Origin of the sequence: Burkholderia aenigmatica, from assembly GCF_902499175.1 — a bacterium.
Lineage (GTDB): Bacteria > Pseudomonadota > Gammaproteobacteria > Burkholderiales > Burkholderiaceae > Burkholderia > Burkholderia aenigmatica.
In genome coordinates, this window is the sequence record NZ_CABVQC010000042.1 from 48,231 (window position 1) to 69,978 (window position 21,748).

The following is a 21,748-nucleotide window of genomic DNA, read 5'->3' on the forward strand; positions in this document are numbered from 1 at the left end:
TTGCTCACGATACCGACCATGACAGGCTTCATCGACACCTTTACGCTCGGCGGCCCCGGCCCCACGATCGCGATCAAGGACACGATCGACATCGCGGGCCATCCGACCCGCGCGGCGAGCCGCGCGCTCGCCGATGCACCGCCGGCGGAGCAACACGCGGACGTCGTCCGCCTGCTGCTCGACGCCGGCTGGCAGATCGCCGGCAAGGCGAACATGCACGAGCTCGCGTTCGGCATGACCGGCATCAACGACTACACGGGCACGCCCGTCAATCCGCAGGACGCGACGCGCATTCCGGGCGGCTCGTCGAGCGGTTCCGCATCGCTCGTCGGGCTCGGCACGGTCGACGCGGCGCTCGGCACCGACACGGGCGGCTCGATCCGCGGGCCGGCCGCCTGCTGCGGCGTGGCCGGGCTGAAGCCGACGTTCGGCCGCGTGTCGCGGCGCGGCGTCGCCCCGGCCGTCACCACGCTCGATTGCGTCGGGCCGTTCGCCCGCGAGATCCGCACGCTGGTCGCGGTGATGGCCGCGATCGCGCCGGGCTTCGATCGCGCGCAAGCGGCGGCCTCTGCCACGGGTTGCACGGTCGCGCACATCACGGTCGACGCCGATCCGGCGATCGCCGCCGCGCTCGACGCGGCGGTGCGCACGTCGGGCCTGCGTTCGCACGCGGTCGTGCTCGACGAAATGCCCGCGTCATTCGCGGCGGGGCTCACCGTGATCAACGCGGAAACGTCACGCGCGTTCGGCCATCTGGTCGCGACCGGCCAGCTCGGCGCCGATCTCGATGCGCGCTTGCGCACGGCCGCCACGACGACACCTGCCGCCCTCGCGGAAGCCGAAGCCGTCCGCGCGCGCTTCACCGCGCAGGTCGACGCCGCGCTCGAACACGCGGACGTGCTTGTGCTGCCGACGCTGCCCGCGCTGCCGATCACGCTGCAGCAGGCGCGCGACGGCGTATCGGTGATCGCGATGTCGTCGCTGATCCGGCCGTTCAACCTGAGCGGCCATCCGGCGCTCAGCCTGCCGCTGCCGCTGGCCGGTTCGCCGCTGAAGGCCGGCCTGCAGATCGTCGGACGCAAGGGCGCGGACGAGCAGGTCTGCGCAATCGCGGCACACTTCGAAGCGGCACTCGCCGCATGAATCACGATGCGGGCGCGGCGGCACGCTGCATGCGCCCGCGAACCAGGGAAATACGCACCATGTCAGACCGAGTCGTCCTCGTCACCGGCGCCGCGCGCGGGCTCGGCGCCGTCATCGCCGAACGCTTTCATGCGGCCGGCTACCGCGTCGCGCTGGCCGATATCGCCGCCGACGCCATTCAGGCGCATGCGCGCGAACTCGACCCGAGCGGCGAACGTACGATCGCGCTACCGCTCGACGTCACGTCGAAACGCGATTTCGAAGCCGCGCGCGATGCGCTCGTCGCGCGCTGGGGCACGGTCGACGTGCTCGTGAACAACGCGGGCGCATCGAAGGTCGTGCCCGCGATGGAGATCACGGCCGAGCAGTTCGACCAGGTGATCGACGTGAACCTGCGCAGCGTGCTGTTCGGCTGTCAGGTGTTCGGCCAGTTCTTCGCGACACGCGGCGCGGGCCGTATCGTCAACATCGCGTCGCTCGCCGGGCAGAACGGCGGCTCTGCAACGGGCGCGCACTACGCGGCCGCGAAAGGCGGCACGCTGACGCTGACCAAGGTGTTCGCGCGCGACCTCGCCGCGCAAGGCGTGACCGTCAACGCGATCTCGCCGGGCCCGCTCGATCTGCCGATCGTCTATGAAAGCGTCGCGCCGGAGAAGCTGCGCCAGGTGCTCGCGAGCCTGCCGGGCGGCAAGCTCGGCTCGGCCAGTTTCGTTGCGGATGCCGCCGTGCTGCTCGCGTCGGGCGACGCGCATTTCGCGAACGGCGCGTGCTGGGACATCAACGGCGGGTTGTACATGCGCTGAGCGTCGAGCGCTGCGTGCAGCGCTTCGCCGAAGCGCCGGCGAGGCCCTATCGCGACGACTCGCCGTCGTCGCCCCACACGACCATCACGTCGCGCACGAGCGCGGCGATCGACGTCGCGCCGAGCTTCTCCTTGATGCTCGCGCGATGCACGTCGACGGTCTTCACGCTGATCGACAGATCCGACGCGATCTGCTTGCTGCCCTTGCCGTCCACCACGCCGCGCAGCACTTCCTTCTCGCGCGCGGTCAGCGCATCGAGCCGCTGGCGCAGCTCGCGGTGACGCTGGCTGACCGCATGCCGCTGCTGCGCGAGCCGCAGCGCGCGTTGCACGCGCTCGAGCATCTGCTGCGAGTTGTACGGCTTCTCGACGAAATCGATCGCGCCGTTCTGCAGCGCACGCACGGACATCGGAATATCGCCGTGTCCGCTGACGAAGATCACCGGCAGTGTCGCGCCGCGTGCGTTCAGTTCCGCCTGCACGTCGAAGCCGCTCTTCTCCGGCATCCGGACGTCGAGCACCAGGCACGCCGGCAGGTTCACGTCGAAGCGCGCGAGAAAATCGGTGGCGTTCGCGAACCCTTCGGACGCGATGCCGACCGATTCGAGCAGCCACGCGAGCGACGTCCGCATGCCGTTGTCGTCGTCGACGATGTATACGATCGGTGCGGGTGACGTCATCGCGGGTGTCTCACTGAATATCGGTATGGGTATCGCACGCGCCGCATACGGGGCCGGTTGCCGGCTCGTCGCGCGCGTCGTTCGCTGGGGGTGTGCGGCACATCATAACGAGCCGAAAACCCGCTGAAAACCCCTTCACGGGCCGCACGGACGTGCAATCTCGATTTTTTTCGCGCGCCGCGCCGCGCATCTAGGTAGAACCTTTAGACGCGTTGGCGAGAACGCCATCTCCATCGTCAATCGTGCGAATGGTCGCCGGCATTTTCGCGACGTACGCTTGGATCATCGTCGGCGATCCGGCGCTGCACCGGCAGCGCCGCACGACCGCCGCTTTCGTCCACTCAGGAGCGCCCATGCCTTCCACGACCGATATCCAGCGACCGGCTCGCGTCGAACCGACCGACGCGCAGAAGGCCTTCCGCCAGGCAATGGCCCACCTCGGCGCGGCCGTCAACGTGATCACCACCGCCGGGCCGCACGGCCGCTGCGGGATCACCGCGAGCGCCGTGTGCTCCGTCACCGACACGCCGCCGACACTGCTCGTGTGCCTCAACCGGTCGAGCGCGATGCGTGCAACGTTCGAACGCAACCGCCATGTCTGCATCAACGTGCTGCCAGCCGAACACGAGCAACTTGCGCGGCATTTCGCGGGGCTCACCGACCTGTCGATGGAACGGCGCTTCGATCTGCCGGTGTGGGATCGCGGCGAGCAGGACGTGCCCGTGCTGCGCGACGCGCTCGCGAGCCTGCAGGGCACGATCGCCGACATGAAGGAAGTCGGCTCGCATTCGGTGATGTTCATCGAGGCGACGTCGATCCGCGTACGCGACGACGGCGACAGCCTGATCTACTTCAGCCGTGCGTTTCATCGCGTGTCGCGCACGGCCTGCGTGCGGTGAATGGCGCGTGTCGCGCGTGACTACGCGGCGGCCCGCAACGCGCGCTGCCCGGCCGCAAGCGCGGCGCCCGCGAACAGCGTCAGCGCCGAATACACGAGCCCGCGCGCGAGCCCCGCGCTGTCCGACACCCAGCCGATCGCGACCGGCCCGGCGATCTGCCCGAACGCAAAGACCGTCGTGAACGCGCTGATCCCTTTCGCCCAGCCGTCGGGCGGCAGGTTGTGGCGCACGAAGGCCGTCGTCGACGCGACGGCCGACAGGAACGTCGCGCCGAACAGCACGCCCGACGCAAATGCGGCCACCGGATGCACGAATACCGCCGGCATCAGCGTCGCGATGCCGAGCAGCGCGTTGAGCACCGCGAGCGCCTGGCCGCCGCGCGTCCGGTCGAGCAGCCCCGACCACAGCCGCGCCGACACGACGGTCGCGACGCCGAGCATCACGTAGAACGCGGCGACCACCGTGCCGCTCATCCCCGCGCCGCGCAGCAGCGCGACGATGAACGTCATGTAGCCGATGTAGCCCACGCCGAACAGGCCGTAGCCGGCCAGCGCGAGTGCGAAGCGCACGGGGCTCGCGGTCGCGGCCGGCACCGCGCCGTCGCGCGGTGCGGTCGGTGCCGCATGTACGCGCTCGATGCAGCGCGCGGCCGACACGGCCACTGCCGAGAACAGCACGCACGCGCACGCGAGCGCGAACCACGCGGGCTGCCAGCCATGGACACCCTGCGTCAGCGTGGCCGGCACGAGCAGTGACGATGCGACGATGCCCCATCCCGTGCCGCCGTAGTAGAGCCCGAGCAGCAGCCCTGCATCGCGCGGCGACGCCGACGCGAGCCGCGCGGCCAGCACGCCGCCGCTGATGAAGATCAGTGCGCTGCCGACGCCGGTCGCGAGCCGCTGCACGAGCAGCGCGTGCATGCCGGAGGTGACCCCGCACGCGGCCATCAGCAACGCGGTCAGCACGCATCCGGCCGCCAGCAGCGAGCCCGCTCGCCAGCGCCGCGACAGCAACGGAAACGCGAGTGCACCGACCAGGTAGCCGGCCGCGTTCGCGGTGTTCAGCGCGCCGGCCTGCTCGAATGTCCAGCCGAGATCGGCCTTCATCGGCGGCAGCAGCAGCGCGTACGAAAAGCGCGCGAGGCCGAGCGCGATCGCGCTGCCGAGCGACAGGCCGATCGCGAGCCGCCACGCGGCCATGCGATCGGGGTCACGGTCGGGATAGGTGCTGGTCGCGCCGGGGTCCGGCCGCGACGGGCCGGCATGCTCCGGTTGCGGCGCTGCGCGCATCGCGTGTCTCCTTGGTCGTTCGAAGCCGCGGCAAGTCGTGACGGCGGAACCTGTGTTCCGCACGCGGCAATCCCGACTGTCGAGGCTTCCGATTCTGTCGAACGATCATACTTGAGCCGTCGCAGGCGAGCATGCGCTGGCAACCGGAACCCGGCCGCAGCAGCCGGATCGTCCATGCCTCGCCCGCTGCCAACCATCGCGGGTGCACGTCGGCCACCTGCCCGCGCTACCCCCGCAATCCCGTCATGAAGGCGGTGAACAACGCACGTCCCTCGGGCCATTCCGCCAATCCCGCCTCCGTATTCAGATGGCCACGCGGGCCGAGCTGCAACGGCGTCGCACCACGCTCGCTTGCCCACGCAATGCCGCGCCCGGACGGGTCGTACCCGTCATCCGAACTGGCGATCGCCAGCACCGGCACGTCACCGAAATCGCCATCCGGCACATTCGCAAATGCGTTGGCCGCGGCCGGAAAACGCGGGCCGCCCGGATCGGGCACCGCAACGAGCCATGCGCCGCGCGCGACGCGCGTCGACGCCGCACGCCAGTGCGCGAACAGCAGGCAACCCAGCGAATGACAGATCAACACCGGCGGCGTCGCGGCTTGCGCAACGGCTTCATCGAGCGCCGCCATCCAGTCACGCAGGTCGGGCGCATCCCATGACGCAGGCGCCATGCGGATGGCGCCCGGAAGTGCAGCCTCCCAGTGGCTCTGCCAATGATCCGGTCCCGAGTTGCCGATCCCCGGCACGATCACGATCGTCTGGTCCATCTCCGTCTCCATGAATAAGCGAGCTCGCAGTCTGGCCTGCCGGATACCGGCCGGGAATGGCAAATCATCGGATATTGAGACAATATGCCGATGAATCAACGGAGCGGGAACGCGGACATGTCGAACGGAGAGCTCGATCGCCTGGATCTTTCGATCCTCGAGGCGCTACAGGAAAATGCGCGGATGCCGCTGTCCGAAGTGGGCCGGCGCATCGGGCTGTCGCAGCCGGCCACGTCGGAGCGCGTCAAGCGCCTGGAAGAGCGCGGCATCATCGCGGGCTACGGCGCACGAATCGATCCGGCCGCGCTGGGGTTGGGAATGATGGCCATCATCCGGTTGAAGACGACGCACGAACACATCAAGCCTGCGCTACGCGCATTCGCCGAGATGCCGCACGTGATCGAGGTCCACCGGATGACCGGTGAGGATTGCTTCCTGCTGAAGGTCCTGGTGCCGACACCGGGACAACTGGAAACCATCGTCGATGCGATTGCCCGCTTCGGCGCGGTCACGACGTCGCTGGTGCTGCGGTCCGAGCCGGCCAAGCCACTCGGCAAGGCGCTGCTCGGTTGACGCGGGCAGCGGGCCTCGGGCCGCCAACGCGCCGCCGATGACCGGCGACGCGTTCGCGCGCAGGCACGCTTGCTCGCCGCGAACGACACCGCTCGCGACGATCTCGGCGATTGAATTCCCAATGAAAAATCGCCGCATGCAATGCGTCGATTCCGATTCGTGTCACTGAAAAAATGACATCGAATCCGTCATGCGCTTTATCCGTGTTTTACGGCACGCGACCCGCCAATCTCCCGTGTTTAGCACGCCTCGGCTAAAAACCTTGCAACGCATTGCATTCACCAATTCGTCGGACTAATATCAACGCCACTCGCCCGGCATTCACGAAATGCCTGATGAGGAGTGGCAAATGTTTAGCCGCGCTTTCATGTTGAATCGCTCATGTTCACCACAGGAGAATTGACATGCAGGACACCCAGCAGATCGAATTGCTTGACTGGATGCAGGAAGACACGCACCCCGAGGCCGTCGACATGATGGTCGAGGACGCCGTGGTGCCGTTCGGCACCGCGCTCTGGCCGGTCTGAGCGGGCCACCCGTTCTCGCGGAAGGGCCGCGGCCCTTCCGCCGTTTCCGGAGACACGCATGCTGAACCTGCACCGTGCGCTGGGCTTCCACCCCGCGCTGCGCGACAAGCTGGCGCGCGGCGAGTCGGGAAAACTGCTGGTCGGCCATGACACCCGCAACCGCGACATTGCGTTGCGCGCGTTTTCCACCCTGCCCGACTCGCTCGACGCCACGCCCCTCTGCCTCGAAAGCACCCCGCCCGCCGACATCGCCGCCGCGCTCGATCGCGCCGATTTGTTCGTGCTGCTGTACGACTCGTCGTGCCTGCCGACGCCGTCGCCGAGCGGGCCGCCGTTCCTCGCCGCGATCCGCCCCGCGATCGTCGAGCACTGGAGCAAGTCGGTGCTGTTCAAGGATTACGGCCCGCATCTCGACGAAGCATTCGCCGAATCGCTCGACGACATCGCGGCACGCAACGGCCGGCTGATCGACGCGGCCGCGCGCGCATCGCGGATCCGCTTCATCGACGAAACCGGCAACACGCTGGCGGGCTCGCTCGCGCCGGATCAGAAATGGACGAGCGTGGATGGAATGGGCAACCTCGACGTCGTACCCGGCGAGATCGCAACACACGTCACCGATCTCAACGGCTCGGTCGTGTTCAGCGGCACGTTTCTCGGCACCGTGCCGTTCGCGATCAAGTACAAGGTGGCCGAACAACTGGCCACACTACATGTCGAGAACAGCACGATCGTCGATTTCGACACCGACAACGCAGGCTTCCGGCGCGATTTCACGACCTATCTCGACCGCCATGCGAATCACCGGCGAATCGAGGAATTCGGCATCGGCACGAACCTCGGGATTCGCGGGCTGTACGGCCGCAACGCGGGATTCGAGGAACGTCATCCGGGCCTGCACCTCGGGCTGGGCGGCGGCGAAAACGGTAGCCACCACCTCGACCTGATCTTCGCGCGCGGCACGCTCGCGCTCGACGAGCGGATCGTGTTCGACGGCGGGTTCACCGTCTGACGAAGCCGCGGCGTGCTCAGGCGTCGGCGGCCGCCGTGTCGCCGAGCCACTTGTACATCACGAGGCAGTCGACGAAGCCGAGCCGCGCGTGACGATACGCACGCGGCAGGCGGCCGACAATGTCGAATCCCAGTTTCTGCCACAACGCGACCGCCACCTCGTTCGTCGACACCACCGAATTGAACTGCATCGCGAGGAAGCCGCGCTCGCGCGCGACCTGCTGCGAGTGCTCGCACATCAGGCGCGCCACGCCACGGCCCCGCGCGGCCTCGCTCACCATGTAGCCGCAATTGCACACGTGGTTGCCGGGGCCGGCCGCATTCGCCTTCAGGTAGTACGAGCCAAGAACCACGCCGCCCTCTTCGGCGATCCACGTGCAGAGCGGCGCGTCGAGCCACAGCGCGCGCGCCGCCTCGGGTGTCGACGCCGGATCGAATGCATAGGTTTCCTGAGCAGCGACGATGGCACGGTAGGTCGGCCAGAAGCGCGGGAAATCGTCGTCGGTCATCGGGCGAATCGTGATCATGCGGTGTCTCTCGTGATTGGAATGTCGGCAGGAACGCCAGCGATCGTACCGTGATTCACGGACGGCCGCTGTCCCGTTGCGCCGCGCTGCGATACGCGCCCGGCGGCACGCCGTACCAGCGCTTGAATGCCTGCGAGAAACTCGACAGGTCGCTGAAGCCGAGCCGCTCGGCCACCTCCGCGAGCGACAGGCGCGCGTCGCCGAGCAGCGTCTCGGCCATCGCGCCGCGCGCCTGCGCGAGCAGCGCCCGGAACGTCGTGCCCTCCTCCTGCAGCCGGCGCTTGAGCGTGCGCGGGCTCGTGTTCATCAGCCGTGCCATGTCCTCGAGCGAGAACGGCGCGGAGCCGGGTGTCGCGGTCAGGTACTGGCGCACCATCTCCGCCGTGCCCACCCGCGCGCGTCGCGCGTCGAGCAGCTGGCCGCACATCTGCTCGCACATCGACACCGTCAGCGGATTCGCATGCGGCAGCAACCGGTCGAGAAACACGCGGTCGAAGGCGAGACTGTTCGCGCGCGCCGAGAAAGCGGGTTCGACGCCGGCGATGCGCGGCACCGGCGCGGACGGTACACGCGTCGCCTGCACCGTGAAGCGCGACAACGCGAAAGCGTCGCCGCCGATTTCCTGCAGCAGCACGGCCGCGGCCGCCATGTCGCGCTCGACGAGGAACCGGCTCAGTGCGCCATCGAGTTCCGGCGCGCCGAAACTGAGCACGCACGTCCCGTCTTCCTCACGGTACGTGATGACGGTGAACGCATAGGTGAGCGGCAGGAAGCGCATCGCCAGCGCGAGCGCGTCGCGTGCGCTCGCGCTGGCGATCAGCCCGTAGCCCCACACGCCGTAGGCGGAGAAATGGTAGCGCTGGCCCACCTCGAAGCCGAGGCCCTGTGCGCGCCCGAGCGCGCGCAGCAGGTTGCCGGTCAGCCGCAGCTCCTGCGCGGCCGTCACCTCGACCTTCGGATCGTCGAGCTGCGCGTCCGCGAGCCCGGTGCCGGCCAGCAGCGTCGTGTGCGGCACACCGCGTTCGTCGCCGAAATCGACCAGCAGCCGGGCGCTGGCCGGACTCCGGGTGAAATCCCAGAAGCTCATGCGGAGAAACCCTCGAAGCGCCAATTTGGCCCAAATACTAAAACAATTGTCCCGAAGCAGCATTGGTGTTTTCCCATGCGGGCAGCACCATCGGCGTCATCCAGTCGTCATCCGAACGACCCCATCGCCCTCCGGAGGAGACACCATGCGACAACGTCGCCCGACCGATCCCGCAGCCCGCTTCGCACGCCGGCGCGCCGCGTTCGCCCACGATCCCGCCCCGCCGCTCGCGATCCGCCCGCCGCACCTCGCCCGCCGGTGCGCGCCGCCGCGCCCCGCCTGATCCATCGACCCTCGGAGAACGAATCCATGAGCAAGACTTTCGACTACATCGTCGTCGGCGGCGGTTCGGGCGGCTGCGTCGTCGCCGGGCGGCTGACCGAAGACCCGGCCGTGACCGTCTGCGTGCTCGAGGCCGGCGGCCGCGGCGACGGCACGCTCGTCAACGTGCCGACCGGCGCGGTCGCGATGATGCCGACCCGCATCAACAACTGGGCCTTCGACACGGTGCCGCAGCCGGGCCTCGGCGGGCGCATCGGCTATCAGCCGCGCGGCAAGATGCTCGGCGGTTCGTCGGGCATCAACGCGATGGTCTATATCCGCGGCCATCGCGTCGACTACGACGGCTGGGCCGCGCTCGGCAACGAAGGCTGGGCCTACGACGACGTGCTGCCGTACTTCCGCCTGAGCGAGCACAACGAGCGCTTCGACGATGCGTGGCACGGCCGCGACGGCCCGCTGTGGGTGAGCGACCTGCGCACCGGCAACCCGTTCCATGCGCGCTACCTGGAAGCCGCGCAGCAGGCCGGCCTGCCGCTCACCGACGATTTCAACGGCGCGCAGCAGGAAGGCATCGGTATCTACCAGGTCACGCAGAAGCACGGCGAACGGTGGAGCGCGGCGCGCGCGTACTTGCTGCCGCACGTCGGCCGCCGCGACAACCTGACGGTCGAGACGCACGCGCAGGTCCTGCGCATCCTGTTCGACGGCACGCGCGCGATCGGCGTCGAAGTGCGGCAGCATGGCGAGGTCCGCACGCTGCGCGCACGGCGGGAAGTCGTGCTCGCGGCCGGCGCGCTGCAGACGCCGCAGTTGCTGATGCTGTCGGGCGTCGGCCCGGGCCGCGAACTCCAGCAGCACGGCATCGCCGTGCACGCCGACCTGCCCGGCGTCGGCCGCAACCTGCAGGATCATCCGGATTTCATCTTCGGCTATCGCACCCGCAGCGTCGACACGATGGGCGTGTCCGCGCGCGGCGGCCTGCGCATGCTGCGCGAGCTTGCGCGTTTTCGCCGCGAACGGCGCGGGATGCTGACGTCGAATTTCGCGGAAGGCGGCGGCTTCCTGAAGACCCGCGCCGAGCTCGATGCACCGGACATCCAGCTGCACTTCGTCGTCGCGCTCGTCGACGATCACGCGCGCAAGCTGCACGCCGGCCACGGGCTGTCATGCCACGTGTGCCTGCTGCGGCCGCGCAGCCGCGGCTCGGTCACGCTCAACGGCACCGATCCGCTCGCGGCGCCGCGCATCGACCCCGCGTTCTTCGACGATCCGCGCGACCTCGACGACATGGTCGCGGGCTTCCGCCTCACGCGCCGGCTGATGGAAGCGCCGGCGCTTGCCGGCTGGACCACGCAGGACCTGTTCACCGCGAACGTCCACACCGACGATGAAATCCGCGACGTGCTGCGGCGGCGCACCGACACCGTGTATCACCCGGTCGGCACGTGCCGGATGGGGCACGACGCGCTCGCCGTCGTCGATCCGCAACTGCGCGTGCGTGGCCTGCAGGGGCTGCGCATCGTCGATGCATCGATCATGCCGACGCTCATCGGCGGCAACACCAACGCACCGACGATCATGATCGCCGAGAAGGCCGTCGACCTGATTCGCGGCACGTGCCGCACGCCCGCGCGGCCGCAGGGCGAAACCGTCAGCACAACGACGAATCCTGCCCCCGTTCCAGCATCGCGCGGCGCGCACGATGCCGTCCAGCCTGAGGAAACCCACCATGTCGTCGCGTGACGCAACCCATCTGACCGAATCCGCCGCACCGCTCGCGGCGATCATCATCGGCGCCGGCTTCGCCGGCATCGGCATGGCAGTCGCGCTACAACGCGCCGGCATCCACGATTTCGTGATTGTCGAACGCTCGCACGACGTCGGCGGCGTGTGGCGCGACAACAGCTACCCGGGCGCCGCCTGCGACGTGCCTTCGCACCTGTACTCGTTCTCGTTCGAACCCAATCCGGCGTGGTCGCGCGTGTTCGCGCCGCAGCCCGAAATCCATGCGTACCTGCAGCATTGCGCGCGCAAGTACGGCCTCGCGCGCTACCTGCGCTGCGGCGCCGAAGTCCAGCAAGCACGCTACGACGAAGCCGCCGCGCTGTGGCGCGTCACGCTCGCCGACGGCACGACGCTGAGCGCCGCCGTGCTGGTCAGCGGCACCGGCCAATTGAGCCGCCCCGCCATGCCCGACCTGCCCGGCATCGACACGTTCCGCGGCCGCGCCTTCCACTCTGCGCACTGGGATCACGACTATTCGCTCGCCGGCAAGCGCGTCGCGGTGGTCGGCACCGGCGCGTCGGCGATCCAGTTCGTCCCCGCGATCGCCGGCGACGTGCAGCGCCTGGTCGTGTTCCAGCGTTCGCCGGCCTACGTGATGCCGCGCCCCGACCGCGCGTACCGCCCGTGGGAAAAGGCGCTGTTTCGCCGGCTGCCGTGGGCGATGAAGCTGCATCGCGCGTCGATCTACCTGCGCTACGAATCGCGTGCGATCGCGTTCACGCGCCTGCACAAGATCATGAAGGTCGCGGTCGGCCGGCCGTTCCACAAGCTGCTCGCGCGCGACGTGCCGGACCCGGCGCTGCGTGCGCGGCTCACGCCCGACTATCCGATCGGCTGCAAGCGCATCCTGCTGTCGAGCGAGTACCTGGCCGCGATGAGCCGCGACAACGTCGAGCTCGTCACGCAGCGGATCCGGCGCGTCACGGCGGACGGCATCGAGACTGCCGACGGCGTGCATCATCCGGTCGATGCGATCGTCTACGGCACGGGGTTCGCGGCGACCGAGTTCCTGTCGCCGATGCGCATCACGGGCCGCGACGGGCTCGACCTGAACGACGCATGGCGGCGCGGCGCGCAGGCGTATCTCGGGCTCACCGTGCCCGGTTTTCCGAACTTCTTCATGCTGTACGGCCCGAACACCAACCTCGGCCACAACTCGATCGTCTACATGCTCGAAAGCCAGATCGCGCACGTGATGCGCTGCCTGCGCACGATGCAGCGCGACGGCGCATGCGAAATCGACGTCGACGCGCGCCGCTACCGGCGCTTCAACGTGCATGTGCAGCAGCGGCTCGAAGGATCGGTGTGGAACAGCTGCAAGAGCTGGTACGTCGATGCGTCGGGACACAACAGCACGAACTGGCCGGGCTTCACGCTGACCTACCGGTGGATCACCCGCTTCACCGGGATGTCAGCCTACCGCTTCACGCATCCGTTGCCCGAATCGGTCGCACCGACGCGCGCCGTCATGGTCGCGCCGCCCGCCGGCCGGCTGGAGGCACTCGCCGCCGCATCGCTGCGCGGCTTCCTGCGCGTCGCGTTCCGGCCGCTGATCGGGCCGCCGTTCGGCGCGCGCATGCAGCGCGGCGTCGTCGCGCTGCTGTCGCAGCTGATGCCGGGCACGGGCGGCACGCTGCGCTACCGTACGTCTGCGCATCACGTGCCGGTCGAAGTCGTTGCGCCGAAGCGCGGCGACACGGGCGGCGCGATCCTCTATCTTCACGGCGGCGCCTTCTGTCTCGGCGGGCCGCATACGCATCGCGGCGTGACGACGCGGCTCGCGAACGATGCCGGCCTGCCGGTGTGGGTGCCCGACTACCGGCTGGCCCCCGAGCATCCGAGCCCGGCCGCGCTCGACGATGCGCTGGCCGTCTATGACGCGATGCGCGCGCAAGGCCACGCGCCGCACCGGATCGTGATCGCGGGCGATTCGGCCGGCGGCGCGCTGGCGCTGGCACTGGCCATCGCGCTGCGCGAGCGCGGCGAGCCGGCCGCCGCCGCGCTGCTGCTGATCTCGCCCGTGACCGATCCCGCGCTCGGGGGCGCGACGCTGGCTTCGCGCCGCGGCGACGATCCGATGATCCGTCGCGGCTGGCTCGAGCAGGGGCTGCGCTGGTATCACGGCGCCGGTTCGGTGGCCGCCCGCGGCCCGCTCGACACCGACCTGCGCGGTTTGCCGCCGATGCTCGTCCAGGCCGGCGATCAGGAGGTGCTGCTGTCGGATGCGCAGCGGCTGGCCCGTCATGCGCAGGCCTGTGGCGTGCCGTGCAAGCTGGAGATTCATGCGGCGCGCTGGCATGTGTTTCATCTGCAGGCGTTTTACCTGCGGTCGGCGCGGGATGCGTTGCGGACGCTGGCAGGGTTTGCGGCGGAGCGGGTGGCGGTGAGATAAACAAGAATCAAGCATGACGAACGACCGAGGTCCAGACAGATACATCTGCCTTGGTCGATTCGCGAACCCTGTTTCATCTCGGTCAGAATCGCACCGAAGCGGAGCCGACTGCATGTCACCCAGGTCTCTTTTACCACTTTGACACTCTGCAACGATCCACCCTTCCCTCATCTCGATAACACGACATTCCACGATCCATCCAACTTATCATCAGCATCCCAAATGGATTAGGTCGACTACGGAATGACCAGGAAAAGCTATTCTTCGCTGCTGTTTGACTCAGGGCAAGTTGACGCTCGCTGCCATCGATCCCCGACAACCCTGCCCCGCGTCGGCGTCATGGAAAAAGGCACCGAGAAACAGGGGAACGTCAATGACTAAAGCAGCTATCCGCGATAGCGATCCGACGACGACACGAGGCTTCGTCATCGCGATCTCTTCGACGATCTACGACGACGAAAGGCGAGTCGCATTGAGTGGGGACAAAGCGACATGCGGGAATTGCGACGGTACCTTCGACATTATCGGATCCGGAGAGGGGCTGTCCGAAAACGGTCGAAACGTGGTCGTTGATGGTGACTGGGTAGGTTGCCCATGCAGGGAAAATCGCGTCATCGTGGGCAATAACCCCGGGATATTTCTGGAGTCGTCGGGAAGCACACACCCGGCTGAATCGAGTGCCCAGCACCTACGCTCCACAACGCCGACACCGGCGATTCACGACGAGCAGATCCGGTTGATCGATCGATCTTCAGGATGGCCTCTCACAGATCTCCGATACCGAATCACGGATTCATCAGGTCGGCTTGTCGAAGGACGAACCGACGGAAACGGGCGGACACGTCGATTCGAGACATCCTGTCGCGATGCAATCGATATCCAAATATATCGGGGGAAATAACGAATGTGGAAGAACCACACGGATTCGCCTGACGACGACGGATGGGAATCGGTCGGCACGGTTTTCACAAACACGACAGCGGGCTCAGTCAGGGATATCGAGCTGGACCTGACTCCAATATGCCAGGACATGACGAACAAGGCATTTCGGGCATCGATCGTCAGACTTCGCAACATGGCTGTTCCATTGATTCAGGATCGCATTGTAGGCCTGACAAGATGGGACGAAGCCGAACAGATGCGCGTGCGGAAGTGGTTCGGCCGCGGCGACGACACGACACGCACTACACTTCGACTCGGAATGCCAAGGCTGCTGGACGTCATGCAATCGCTCAAGCCTGAAAACGTCATCCGGTGGGATCAGCAGAAGCAACGAAACATCACGTGCACGGTTTTCCCGGACAGCGGGCACACCGATGCCGCGGTATGCAAACCTGATTCTGAAAGGCGTATCATCGCGATCTATTCGCACTTCTGCACGTCGCCTCCAGCGCAGCGCTGGCGCGGATGCCAGCTGTTGACGCTGATCCACGAATGCACCCATTTTACCGACGTGTTCGACTCCAACGACGAGATGTATGGCGTGTCGACCGGTTTGACCTTCTGGGCGCAATCCAATCCCGATAAAGCAATTCGCAACGCGGACAGCCTGGCTTGCTACGTCGGCTTCGACGAATAAGGAACGCGCGTGATGCGACACTTTCTCCTTGCAAACCTGCTCGCGCTTTCAATATTCGCCTCAACACCGCTCGCATACGCCTGCACGATTTCGACGGACATGGCAGATACGTTGCCGCTGAACGCTACCGACATCCCCAATAAAGCTCGGGTGAGAATCGCCGAGATGGTTCTGGAGGCCCGTAACTGGCCGAACGTCGACATCCGCGGAATCGTCTATGCGGGTGGTTACGTGCGGGAACGAAATCCGTCGGACCTCGCCTACCGACGCGCTGTTGCGCTGAAAGCCTACCTGATCCAGTTGGGCATCAGCGAACAGAACATCTGGGTAGATACCAGGACCATCAAGTATCCCGACATCGACAACGACGGCCGGCCTTCTCTCAATCAGATTGCCGTGACGCTGGTCCCGATATGCGATGGGGGATGCGAGCGCCTGTGTAGCGATCCACGCGTGACGCCGACATCCAGAGCCCTACGTCAAGGTGACGTCCGACCCAACCCCTCAACGGAGCAACCATGAGCCCGTCCAAAGACGCTGTATCGCATCACGACGCGGAAGTCGCCGAACTACGCGCCGACCCCGAGCTTTTAGCTTCGTATTGGAAAATTGCGACAGAATCGCTTGACGATCCCGACAGTCACGCGGCCGCCCTCCACGCTCTGCAAGCGATCGCCGAGGCAGGCAACCGATCCCTTACCCTCTCGGCTCCTGCGCGAACCTGAACGCCCCCTCACGGCCGAACCATCCACACCAGCAGCATCTCCGCCGGCGCGGCCGTCATCCCCGCCGGCGGATGCTCGATCGTCGGCTCGACCGCCAGCGCTTTCGCAATCGTCGCCGCATCGTCGATCGTCGTCGTGCGCACGATCGTCATCAGCCGCGCTGGCCGGTGCAGCGTCTCGCGATACAGCGCGCCGTACCACAGCGGCCGCATGCCGAGCGCGTCCTGCAACACGTACGGATAACGCCACAACCGCAGCACGAGGCGGCTTTCCGGCTGGCCCGGATCGATGCGCACGAACACGCGGCGCGTGCTTTCGCCGTGCGTGTAGCGCGGCAGCACGGGCAGCGTGTCGGCCGGCGCCTGCGGCAACAACCAGCGCAGCGCGGTGGCCGGCGACCACGGCGTCGCGCGCTGCCAGCCGGCCTGCGCGAGATGCCGGTCGAGCGTGTCCGACGTCGCGCTCCATTGCAGCGGCAGATATTCCTCGCGGTCGCCACCGATCTCGGTACGCCGCACCGGCACGCGCTGCCACCCGCCGCGCAGCCACTGGTCGACCGTCATCGCAACCACGTCGCCGACATGCGGGCGCGCCGCGCGGTCGAGTTGCCATTGCGCGGGAACCGTCCATACGCCAGCCGTCGCGAGCACCACGGTCACCGCGATGAGCGCGCCCCTCGGCTGCACATGCTCGCGCACGCGCCAGTACGCATACGCGCCGGCGAGCAGCGCGAACCACGCCAGACCGAGGCTCCAGCCGCCCAGCAGGCCTGACAGCCACGTGTCACCGACATACAGTCGAGCGAAGCCGCCGAGCACGATCCACAGCACCACCGCCGTCACGACCGGGATCCGCCACAGCGCGGGCCGGTCGCGCGTCAGCACCCAGCCGAGGCCGCTGCTCGCGAGAATCGCGAACGCGGCTTCCGCATCGGGCAGCGGCACGTGCAGCGCGCCGGGCGGCAGGCTCGCGGGCGTCGCGCCGGGTACGCCCGCGCCGAATACCGGCACGAGCACGACGGCAACGCCGACCGTCACGAGCCACCACGCGGCCGTCAGCCAGCAGCGATGGATCATCAGCCAGACGAGAAACGCGGCCGCGACGATCAGCCCCGTATCGTGCCCGTGCAGCACGGCCAGCCCGCGCATCGTCGCGTCCACCGGCGGCGTGCGCAGGTTCTGCAGGAACGCATACAGCGCGATGTCCGCGTGCATCAGCGGATCGTTCGCGACGACATCCTGCACGAGGCCCGCGAACAGCCACACGCAGCCGATGAACAGCAGCGCGAGCGCGGGCACCGCGCCCGGCAGCCCGCGCACGTAGGCGATCGCGTCGTGCAGCCGCGCGCCGAACCGCGGCCAGCGGCGCGCGCATGCGTGCACACCTTCGACGAGCGCGCGGCGCAGCAGCGGCCAGCCGCGCCGCAGCGCCACGCGCACGCCGATCCACACGAGCGCGACCAGCGCCGCGACGACCAGCAGGATCACGGCGACCCGCACGCTGATCGCCGCGGCCAGCGCGGCCGACGCCCCGAACAGGATGCCCGGCGCGACATGCACGGGCGCCCAGATGAGCGCCGAGACGACATTGACCGGATAGAACGACCGGCGCGGCAGCGTCGCGCAGCCGACGACGACCGGCACGACCGCGCGCACCGGCGCAAGAAAGCGCGCGAGCACGATGCTCTTCATGCCATGACGCAGCACGAACTCCTCGCCGCGCGAATAGGCGGCCGCATAGCCGAAGCGTGCCCACGCATTGCGAATCACCCCGCGATAGTGCCGCCCGAGTTCGTAGCTGATCCCGTCACCGACCACGGCGCCGACCGCCGCGACACCGATGGTCGTCCAGCCGTCGAGCGCGCCCGCGCCGATCAGCGCACCGGCCGCGAACATCACGGCGCCAGCCGGCACGACCGTGCCGATCAGCGCGATCGCCTCGGCGCAGGCCGTCACGAACACGATCGCGAGCACGAGCAGCGGATGCGCGCCGATCGCGCCGATCCACGCGTGGATCGTGTCGCTCATCGCACGCTCCACGGCGGGGTAGCCCGGTGTGCGAACACCGGGCCGGCGATGGCATGGGGAACGTTCATCGGGCGTTGCGCGCGATCGCGCCGGCGTGACGGGTCAGTCGAACTCGTGCTGCCGCGCGTCCGCCTCGAGCGGCGCGTCGTGATAGCCGACCGTCGCGATCTCCTGCAGATAGCGCGCGAGAAACGCGCCGATCGACCCGGCGGCCTCGTACTGATGCACATGGCGGAATTCGTGGGTCAGCAGGCGGCGCGTGTCCTGGCCGCGCAGCACGTACACCGCATGACCGAGCGTGAGCCCGATCGTGCCCGGCGACAGGAGCCCCGTGTCGCGGGCGATCGCGGCCAGAGAAGGCATCTCGGGAAACGGCATGCGGTCGACGATCACCACGCGGATCTGCTCGGGCTGCGCGACGCCGACCGTGCGCGCGTCGTCGGCCTGCGCGGGCGTCAGCGCTGCGCCCTGCGCGATCCCGCGCGCCGCCTCCGCTTCGGCCCATGCAACGGCGGCGGGCAGTGCGGACGGCAGGATATCGGCAAGATCGATCATCGGGGGGCTCCTCGGGGATTGTCGTGGCATCGGGCACCAGTTTAGTCCCGAATCGGGGCGACTCGCGGGGCGGCTCGCGACACGTCGCGCCGCTCTGTCCCGGTTGCCGCACCGATCAGGGAATACCCTGATTCGCACCCGCTTCGCCGCGTACCTTTTCCCTGGGATTATTTCGTTTCAGTACACATTCCGCGGTCGACTATCTCGAAAATTTCCCGGATGTGTACCGTTTTCGGATTCGGCGGAATATATTGGTCGGAAGAACAGCCGCGGCGACCACCGGACAACGGTGCGCGGCGTCATCCCGAAGAGGATCGCTAGATGATCAGGGTAATTCTGGCTGACGATCACGCAGTCATGCGGGACGGACTGCGTCACATCCTGGAAACGGCCGGCGGTTTCGAAATCGTCGGCGAGGCGAGCGACGGCTCGGCCACGCTCGCGCTGGTCGAGCGCGGCGCTGCCGACGTGCTGCTGCTCGACCTGTCGATGCCCGCGCCGACCGGCATCGAGCTGATCCAGCTGGTGAAGCGCCACGCGCCGTCGCTGCGCACGCTCGTGCTGACGATGCACGCGGAAGCGCAGTACGCGGCGCGCGCGTTCAAGGCCGGCGCCACCGGCTACCTGACGAAGGACAGCGCGACCGCCGAGCTTGTCGAGGCGGTCGGCAAGGTCGCGGCGGGGGGCGTCTACGTGAGCCCGTCGGCGGCCGAAAGCCTCGCGCTGACGCTGCGCGCGCCGGCCGCGGCGCTGCCGCACGAACGGCTGTCCGCGCGCGAGCTCGACGTGATGCGCCGCATCGTCGCGGGCCAGACCGTCACGCAGATCGCGACCGAACTCGCGCTGAGCGCGAAGACGGTCAGCACGTACAAGACACGGATCCTCGAGAAGATGGAGCTGCCGCACGAAGCCGCGCTGATCCGCTACGCGGTACGCCACGACCTCGACCCCGGCGGCGACGCATGACCGCCGCCCTCCGCGGCCTGCCCCCGGACGACGACACCCCGGACGCGTCGCGCCTGTTCATGTCGTCGCTGCCGCCGGGCCGGCGCGAACGGCGGCTCGCGCTCGCGACCGTGCTCGTGTCCGCCGTGATCTTCGCCGCGCTTGCGCCGTTCGCGAGCAGACCGCTTGCACCGGGCTGGGCGTTCATCCCGGTGTACCAGTCGGCGATCGTCGTCAACGACATGGTGACGGCCGGCCTGCTGCTCGGCCAGTACGCGATCCTGCGCGAGAAACCGCTGCTCGTGCTCGCGGGCGGCTACCTGTTCACGGGCTTCATGGCCGGCACCCACATGCTGACCTTTCCCGGGCTGTTCGCACCGACCGGCCTGCTCGGCGCCGGCGACCAGACCACCGCGTGGCTGTACCTGTTCTGGCACGGCGGCTTTCCGCTGGCGGTCGCCGCGTACGCGCTGCTGCGCGCGACATCGCGTGCGGCCGGCCCGATCCCGGCCCCGCAGCGCCGCGCGGCGATTCCCGTGGTGCTGTGCATCGCGGCCGCGATCGGCGCGACGGCCGTGCTCGCGCTGCTCGCGACGGCCGGCCACGACCTGCTGCCGCGCATCATGAACGGCAACCGGATGGCCGCGACGATGACGAACGCGATCACGATCGTCTGGGGGCTGAACCTGGTGGCGCTGATGCTGATGTGGCAGCGCCGGCGACGCCATTCCGTGCTCGACTTGTGGGTGATGACGGTGCTGGTCGCATGGCTGTTCGACATCGCGCTGTCGTCGATGCTGAATCACGGGCGCTACGACCTCGGCTTCTACGCGGGGCGCGCGTACGGCCTCGTCGCGTCCGGCGTCGTGCTGTTCGCGATGCTGTTCGAGAACGGCCGGCTGCATGCGCAGACGGTGCGCGCACTGGCCGGCGCGCGCTACCAGCACCTGCTCGTCGTGCAGAAGAGCGCGCAGCTGAACGACGCGAACGAACGGCTCGAACAGCGCGTCGCCGCGCGCACCGCGCAACTGAGTGCGTCGAACCGCGACCTGCGGCGCGAAGTCGAGGATCGCGTGCGCGCGGAGCGGGCGCTGCAGGCGTCGCGCGAGGAGCTGCGCGAGATCGCCGCGATCAGCGCGAGCGCACGCGAAGCCGAGCAGCGCCGCATCGCACGCGAGCTGCACGACGAACTCGCGCAGACGCTCGCGACGCTGAAGAACGACCTCGAATGGCTGATCGACCGCGTGCCGCAGGACGACGCGCTGCTGGCGCGCAAGATCGCCGCGATGCACGCGCTGGCGCGCGGCGCGGTGGCCGCGACGCGCCGCATCGCGTCGGACCTGCGCCCGCTGATGCTCGACGATCTCGGCTTCGCCGCGGCCATGCAATGGCTCGTGGAAGATTTCCGGCACCGTCACGGCATCGAATGCGCGCTGCATGTCGACCCGCCCGAACTGCAGCTCGACGAGCCTTACGCGACCACGGTGTTCCGCATCGCGCAGGAAGCGCTCGCGAACGTCGCGCGACACGCGGCCGCATCGCATGCGAACGTCGAACTCGTACATGCGAACGATGCGATCGCGCTGACGATTCGCGACGACGGCGCGGGGTTCGATCCCGGCGTGCCGCGCAAGTCGGGATCGTTCGGGCTGGTCGGGCTGCGCGAGCGCGCGTATCTCGTCGGCGGCACGCTGCGGATCGCAACGACGCTCGGCGAAGGGACGACGGTCGAGGTGGAGATTCCGCTGTCGCATGCGCAGGTGACGGTTGCGCATGGCGGGGATGGGGGCGCGCGCGGGTAGATACCCGGAGAAGGCGGTGGTGCGGGCGGGTGCCGAATAGCGACGATCGCTGCCTGCGCGGTAAAGTACGAGCCCGATCCGCCGACTTAATCGACGGCCTTCGTCGCGCGTGCCGCTTCCAGCCTGCGCTCGAGTTCCGCAAGGACGTGTGCGGCATCGATGTATTCACCGGTCCGCCACGCCTCGTTGCGCGATGCCAGGCCTCGCGCGACAAACTCGCGCTGCATGCGTCGGCGCGAAATGCCATCGCCCAACATATTCATCGTCGTCGTTTTCATTGCCCGCTCCATACGCCACACCTGCGACGCCTCGTAACGCATCGGCAAGATGCGCAAAATGGCAGCCT

At 68.1% G+C, this 21,748-nt stretch carries 22 protein-coding genes; 14 read left to right on the plus strand and 8 right to left on the minus strand.

Going from position 1 to position 21,748, the window contains the following annotated elements; translation table 11 throughout:
- Positions 1 to 18 precede the first annotated feature (18 nt).
- Both BDO18943_RS26515 and BDO18943_RS26520 read left to right on the plus strand, forming a co-directional pair.
- Positions 19 to 1,143 carry an amidase gene (locus tag BDO18943_RS26515; protein ID WP_175024677.1) on the plus strand — a complete coding sequence of 375 codons (1,125 nt, stop codon included), beginning with the start codon at positions 19 to 21 and terminating at the stop codon, positions 1,141 to 1,143.
- Positions 1,144 to 1,202: 59 nt separating this feature from the next.
- Entirely contained in the window at positions 1,203 to 1,946 is a 744-nt protein-coding gene (locus BDO18943_RS26520) for an SDR family NAD(P)-dependent oxidoreductase (protein WP_175024678.1), read from the plus strand.
- Between the two features lie 46 nt (positions 1,947 to 1,992).
- Here the strand turns inward: BDO18943_RS26520 and BDO18943_RS26525 are convergent, their stop codons facing one another.
- Positions 1,993 to 2,625 carry a response regulator transcription factor gene (locus BDO18943_RS26525; protein ID WP_043178278.1) on the minus strand — a complete coding sequence of 211 codons (633 nt, stop codon included), beginning with the start codon at positions 2,623 to 2,625 and terminating at the stop codon, positions 1,993 to 1,995.
- A gap of 353 nt (positions 2,626 to 2,978) precedes the next feature.
- On the opposite strand from BDO18943_RS26525, the gene hpaC reads away from it, so the two are divergent.
- Positions 2,979 to 3,524 (plus strand): 4-hydroxyphenylacetate 3-monooxygenase, reductase component, encoded by a 546-nt coding sequence (gene hpaC / locus BDO18943_RS26530; protein WP_175024679.1) that lies wholly within the window; start codon positions 2,979 to 2,981, stop codon positions 3,522 to 3,524.
- Between the two features lie 20 nt (positions 3,525 to 3,544).
- Here hpaC and BDO18943_RS26535 read toward each other — a convergent pair whose 3' ends face one another.
- The gene (locus tag BDO18943_RS26535) at positions 3,545 to 4,813 is read right to left on the minus strand and encodes a YbfB/YjiJ family MFS transporter (protein WP_175024680.1); all 1,269 of its coding nucleotides are present in this window, start codon (positions 4,811 to 4,813) and stop codon (positions 3,545 to 3,547) included.
- Positions 4,814 to 5,039: 226 nt separating this feature from the next.
- The gene (locus BDO18943_RS26540) at positions 5,040 to 5,585 is read right to left on the minus strand and encodes an RBBP9/YdeN family alpha/beta hydrolase (RefSeq protein WP_175024705.1); all 546 of its coding nucleotides are present in this window, start codon (positions 5,583 to 5,585) and stop codon (positions 5,040 to 5,042) included.
- 117 nt (positions 5,586 to 5,702) lie between these two features.
- On the opposite strand from BDO18943_RS26540, the gene BDO18943_RS26545 reads away from it, so the two are divergent.
- From BDO18943_RS26545 to BDO18943_RS26550, 3 genes are all read left to right on the plus strand, one after another.
- Positions 5,703 to 6,158, plus strand: a complete 456-nt coding sequence (locus BDO18943_RS26545; protein WP_175024681.1) for an Lrp/AsnC family transcriptional regulator — start codon at positions 5,703 to 5,705, stop codon at positions 6,156 to 6,158.
- A 404-nt stretch (positions 6,159 to 6,562) separates the two neighbouring features.
- Complete coding sequence (locus BDO18943_RS42995; RefSeq protein WP_006766865.1) at positions 6,563 to 6,685, plus strand: hypothetical protein; 123 nt, start codon at positions 6,563 to 6,565, stop codon at positions 6,683 to 6,685.
- 58 nt (positions 6,686 to 6,743) lie between these two features.
- Positions 6,744 to 7,697 (plus strand): leucyl aminopeptidase, encoded by a 954-nt coding sequence (locus tag BDO18943_RS26550; RefSeq protein ID WP_175024682.1) that lies wholly within the window; start codon positions 6,744 to 6,746, stop codon positions 7,695 to 7,697.
- A 16-nt stretch (positions 7,698 to 7,713) separates the two neighbouring features.
- On the opposite strand, the gene BDO18943_RS26555 is transcribed toward BDO18943_RS26550, so the two are convergent.
- The gene (locus BDO18943_RS26555; RefSeq protein WP_175024683.1) at positions 7,714 to 8,223 is read right to left on the minus strand and encodes a GNAT family N-acetyltransferase; all 510 of its coding nucleotides are present in this window, start codon (positions 8,221 to 8,223) and stop codon (positions 7,714 to 7,716) included.
- A gap of 55 nt (positions 8,224 to 8,278) precedes the next feature.
- Positions 8,279 to 9,310, minus strand: a complete 1,032-nt coding sequence (locus tag BDO18943_RS26560) for an AraC family transcriptional regulator (RefSeq protein ID WP_175024684.1) — start codon at positions 9,308 to 9,310, stop codon at positions 8,279 to 8,281.
- Between the two features lie 309 nt (positions 9,311 to 9,619).
- On the opposite strand from BDO18943_RS26560, the gene BDO18943_RS26565 reads away from it, so the two are divergent.
- The 6 genes from BDO18943_RS26565 (at position 9,620) to BDO18943_RS26590 (ending at position 16,073) form a co-directional block, all read left to right on the plus strand.
- Positions 9,620 to 11,335: a GMC family oxidoreductase gene (locus BDO18943_RS26565; RefSeq protein WP_175024686.1), complete on the plus strand. Its 1,716-nt coding sequence runs from the start codon at positions 9,620 to 9,622 to the stop codon at positions 11,333 to 11,335.
- Complete coding sequence (locus BDO18943_RS26570) at positions 11,322 to 13,769, plus strand: flavin-containing monooxygenase (RefSeq protein WP_175024687.1); 2,448 nt, start codon at positions 11,322 to 11,324, stop codon at positions 13,767 to 13,769. The genes BDO18943_RS26565 and BDO18943_RS26570 overlap by 14 nt, the downstream gene beginning before the upstream one ends.
- 373 nt (positions 13,770 to 14,142) lie before the next feature.
- Entirely contained in the window at positions 14,143 to 14,670 is a 528-nt protein-coding gene (locus BDO18943_RS26575) for a PAAR domain-containing protein (RefSeq protein WP_175024688.1), read from the plus strand.
- Between the two features lie 3 nt (positions 14,671 to 14,673).
- Positions 14,674 to 15,348, plus strand: coding sequence for a M35 family metallo-endopeptidase (locus BDO18943_RS26580; RefSeq protein WP_175024689.1), 675 nt, complete (start codon positions 14,674 to 14,676; stop codon positions 15,346 to 15,348).
- 12 nt (positions 15,349 to 15,360) lie between these two features.
- A complete protein-coding gene (locus BDO18943_RS26585) occupies positions 15,361 to 15,870 on the plus strand; it encodes an OmpA family protein (RefSeq protein WP_175024690.1) in 510 nt (169 codons plus the stop codon).
- Entirely contained in the window at positions 15,867 to 16,073 is a 207-nt protein-coding gene (locus BDO18943_RS26590) for a hypothetical protein (protein ID WP_175024691.1), read from the plus strand. Before BDO18943_RS26585 ends, BDO18943_RS26590 begins: the two co-directional genes overlap by 4 nt.
- 8 nt (positions 16,074 to 16,081) lie before the next feature.
- On the opposite strand, the gene BDO18943_RS26595 is transcribed toward BDO18943_RS26590, so the two are convergent.
- Complete coding sequence (locus tag BDO18943_RS26595; RefSeq protein ID WP_175024692.1) at positions 16,082 to 18,100, minus strand: LssY C-terminal domain-containing protein; 2,019 nt, start codon at positions 18,098 to 18,100, stop codon at positions 16,082 to 16,084.
- A gap of 102 nt (positions 18,101 to 18,202) precedes the next feature.
- Positions 18,203 to 18,655 (minus strand): hypothetical protein, encoded by a 453-nt coding sequence (locus BDO18943_RS26600; RefSeq protein WP_089453620.1) that lies wholly within the window; start codon positions 18,653 to 18,655, stop codon positions 18,203 to 18,205.
- A 321-nt stretch (positions 18,656 to 18,976) separates the two neighbouring features.
- Between BDO18943_RS26600 and BDO18943_RS26605 the strand changes: the two genes are divergently transcribed.
- Both BDO18943_RS26605 and BDO18943_RS26610 read left to right on the plus strand, forming a co-directional pair.
- Positions 18,977 to 19,621: a response regulator gene (locus BDO18943_RS26605; protein ID WP_043178295.1), complete on the plus strand. Its 645-nt coding sequence runs from the start codon at positions 18,977 to 18,979 to the stop codon at positions 19,619 to 19,621.
- A complete protein-coding gene (locus BDO18943_RS26610; RefSeq protein ID WP_175024693.1) occupies positions 19,618 to 21,402 on the plus strand; it encodes a sensor histidine kinase in 1,785 nt (594 codons plus the stop codon). Before BDO18943_RS26605 ends, BDO18943_RS26610 begins: the two co-directional genes overlap by 4 nt.
- Positions 21,403 to 21,488: 86 nt before the next feature.
- Here the strand turns inward: BDO18943_RS26610 and BDO18943_RS26615 are convergent, their stop codons facing one another.
- Positions 21,489 to 21,680: a hypothetical protein gene (locus BDO18943_RS26615; protein WP_235996196.1), complete on the minus strand. Its 192-nt coding sequence runs from the start codon at positions 21,678 to 21,680 to the stop codon at positions 21,489 to 21,491.
- Positions 21,681 to 21,748 lie beyond the last annotated feature (68 nt).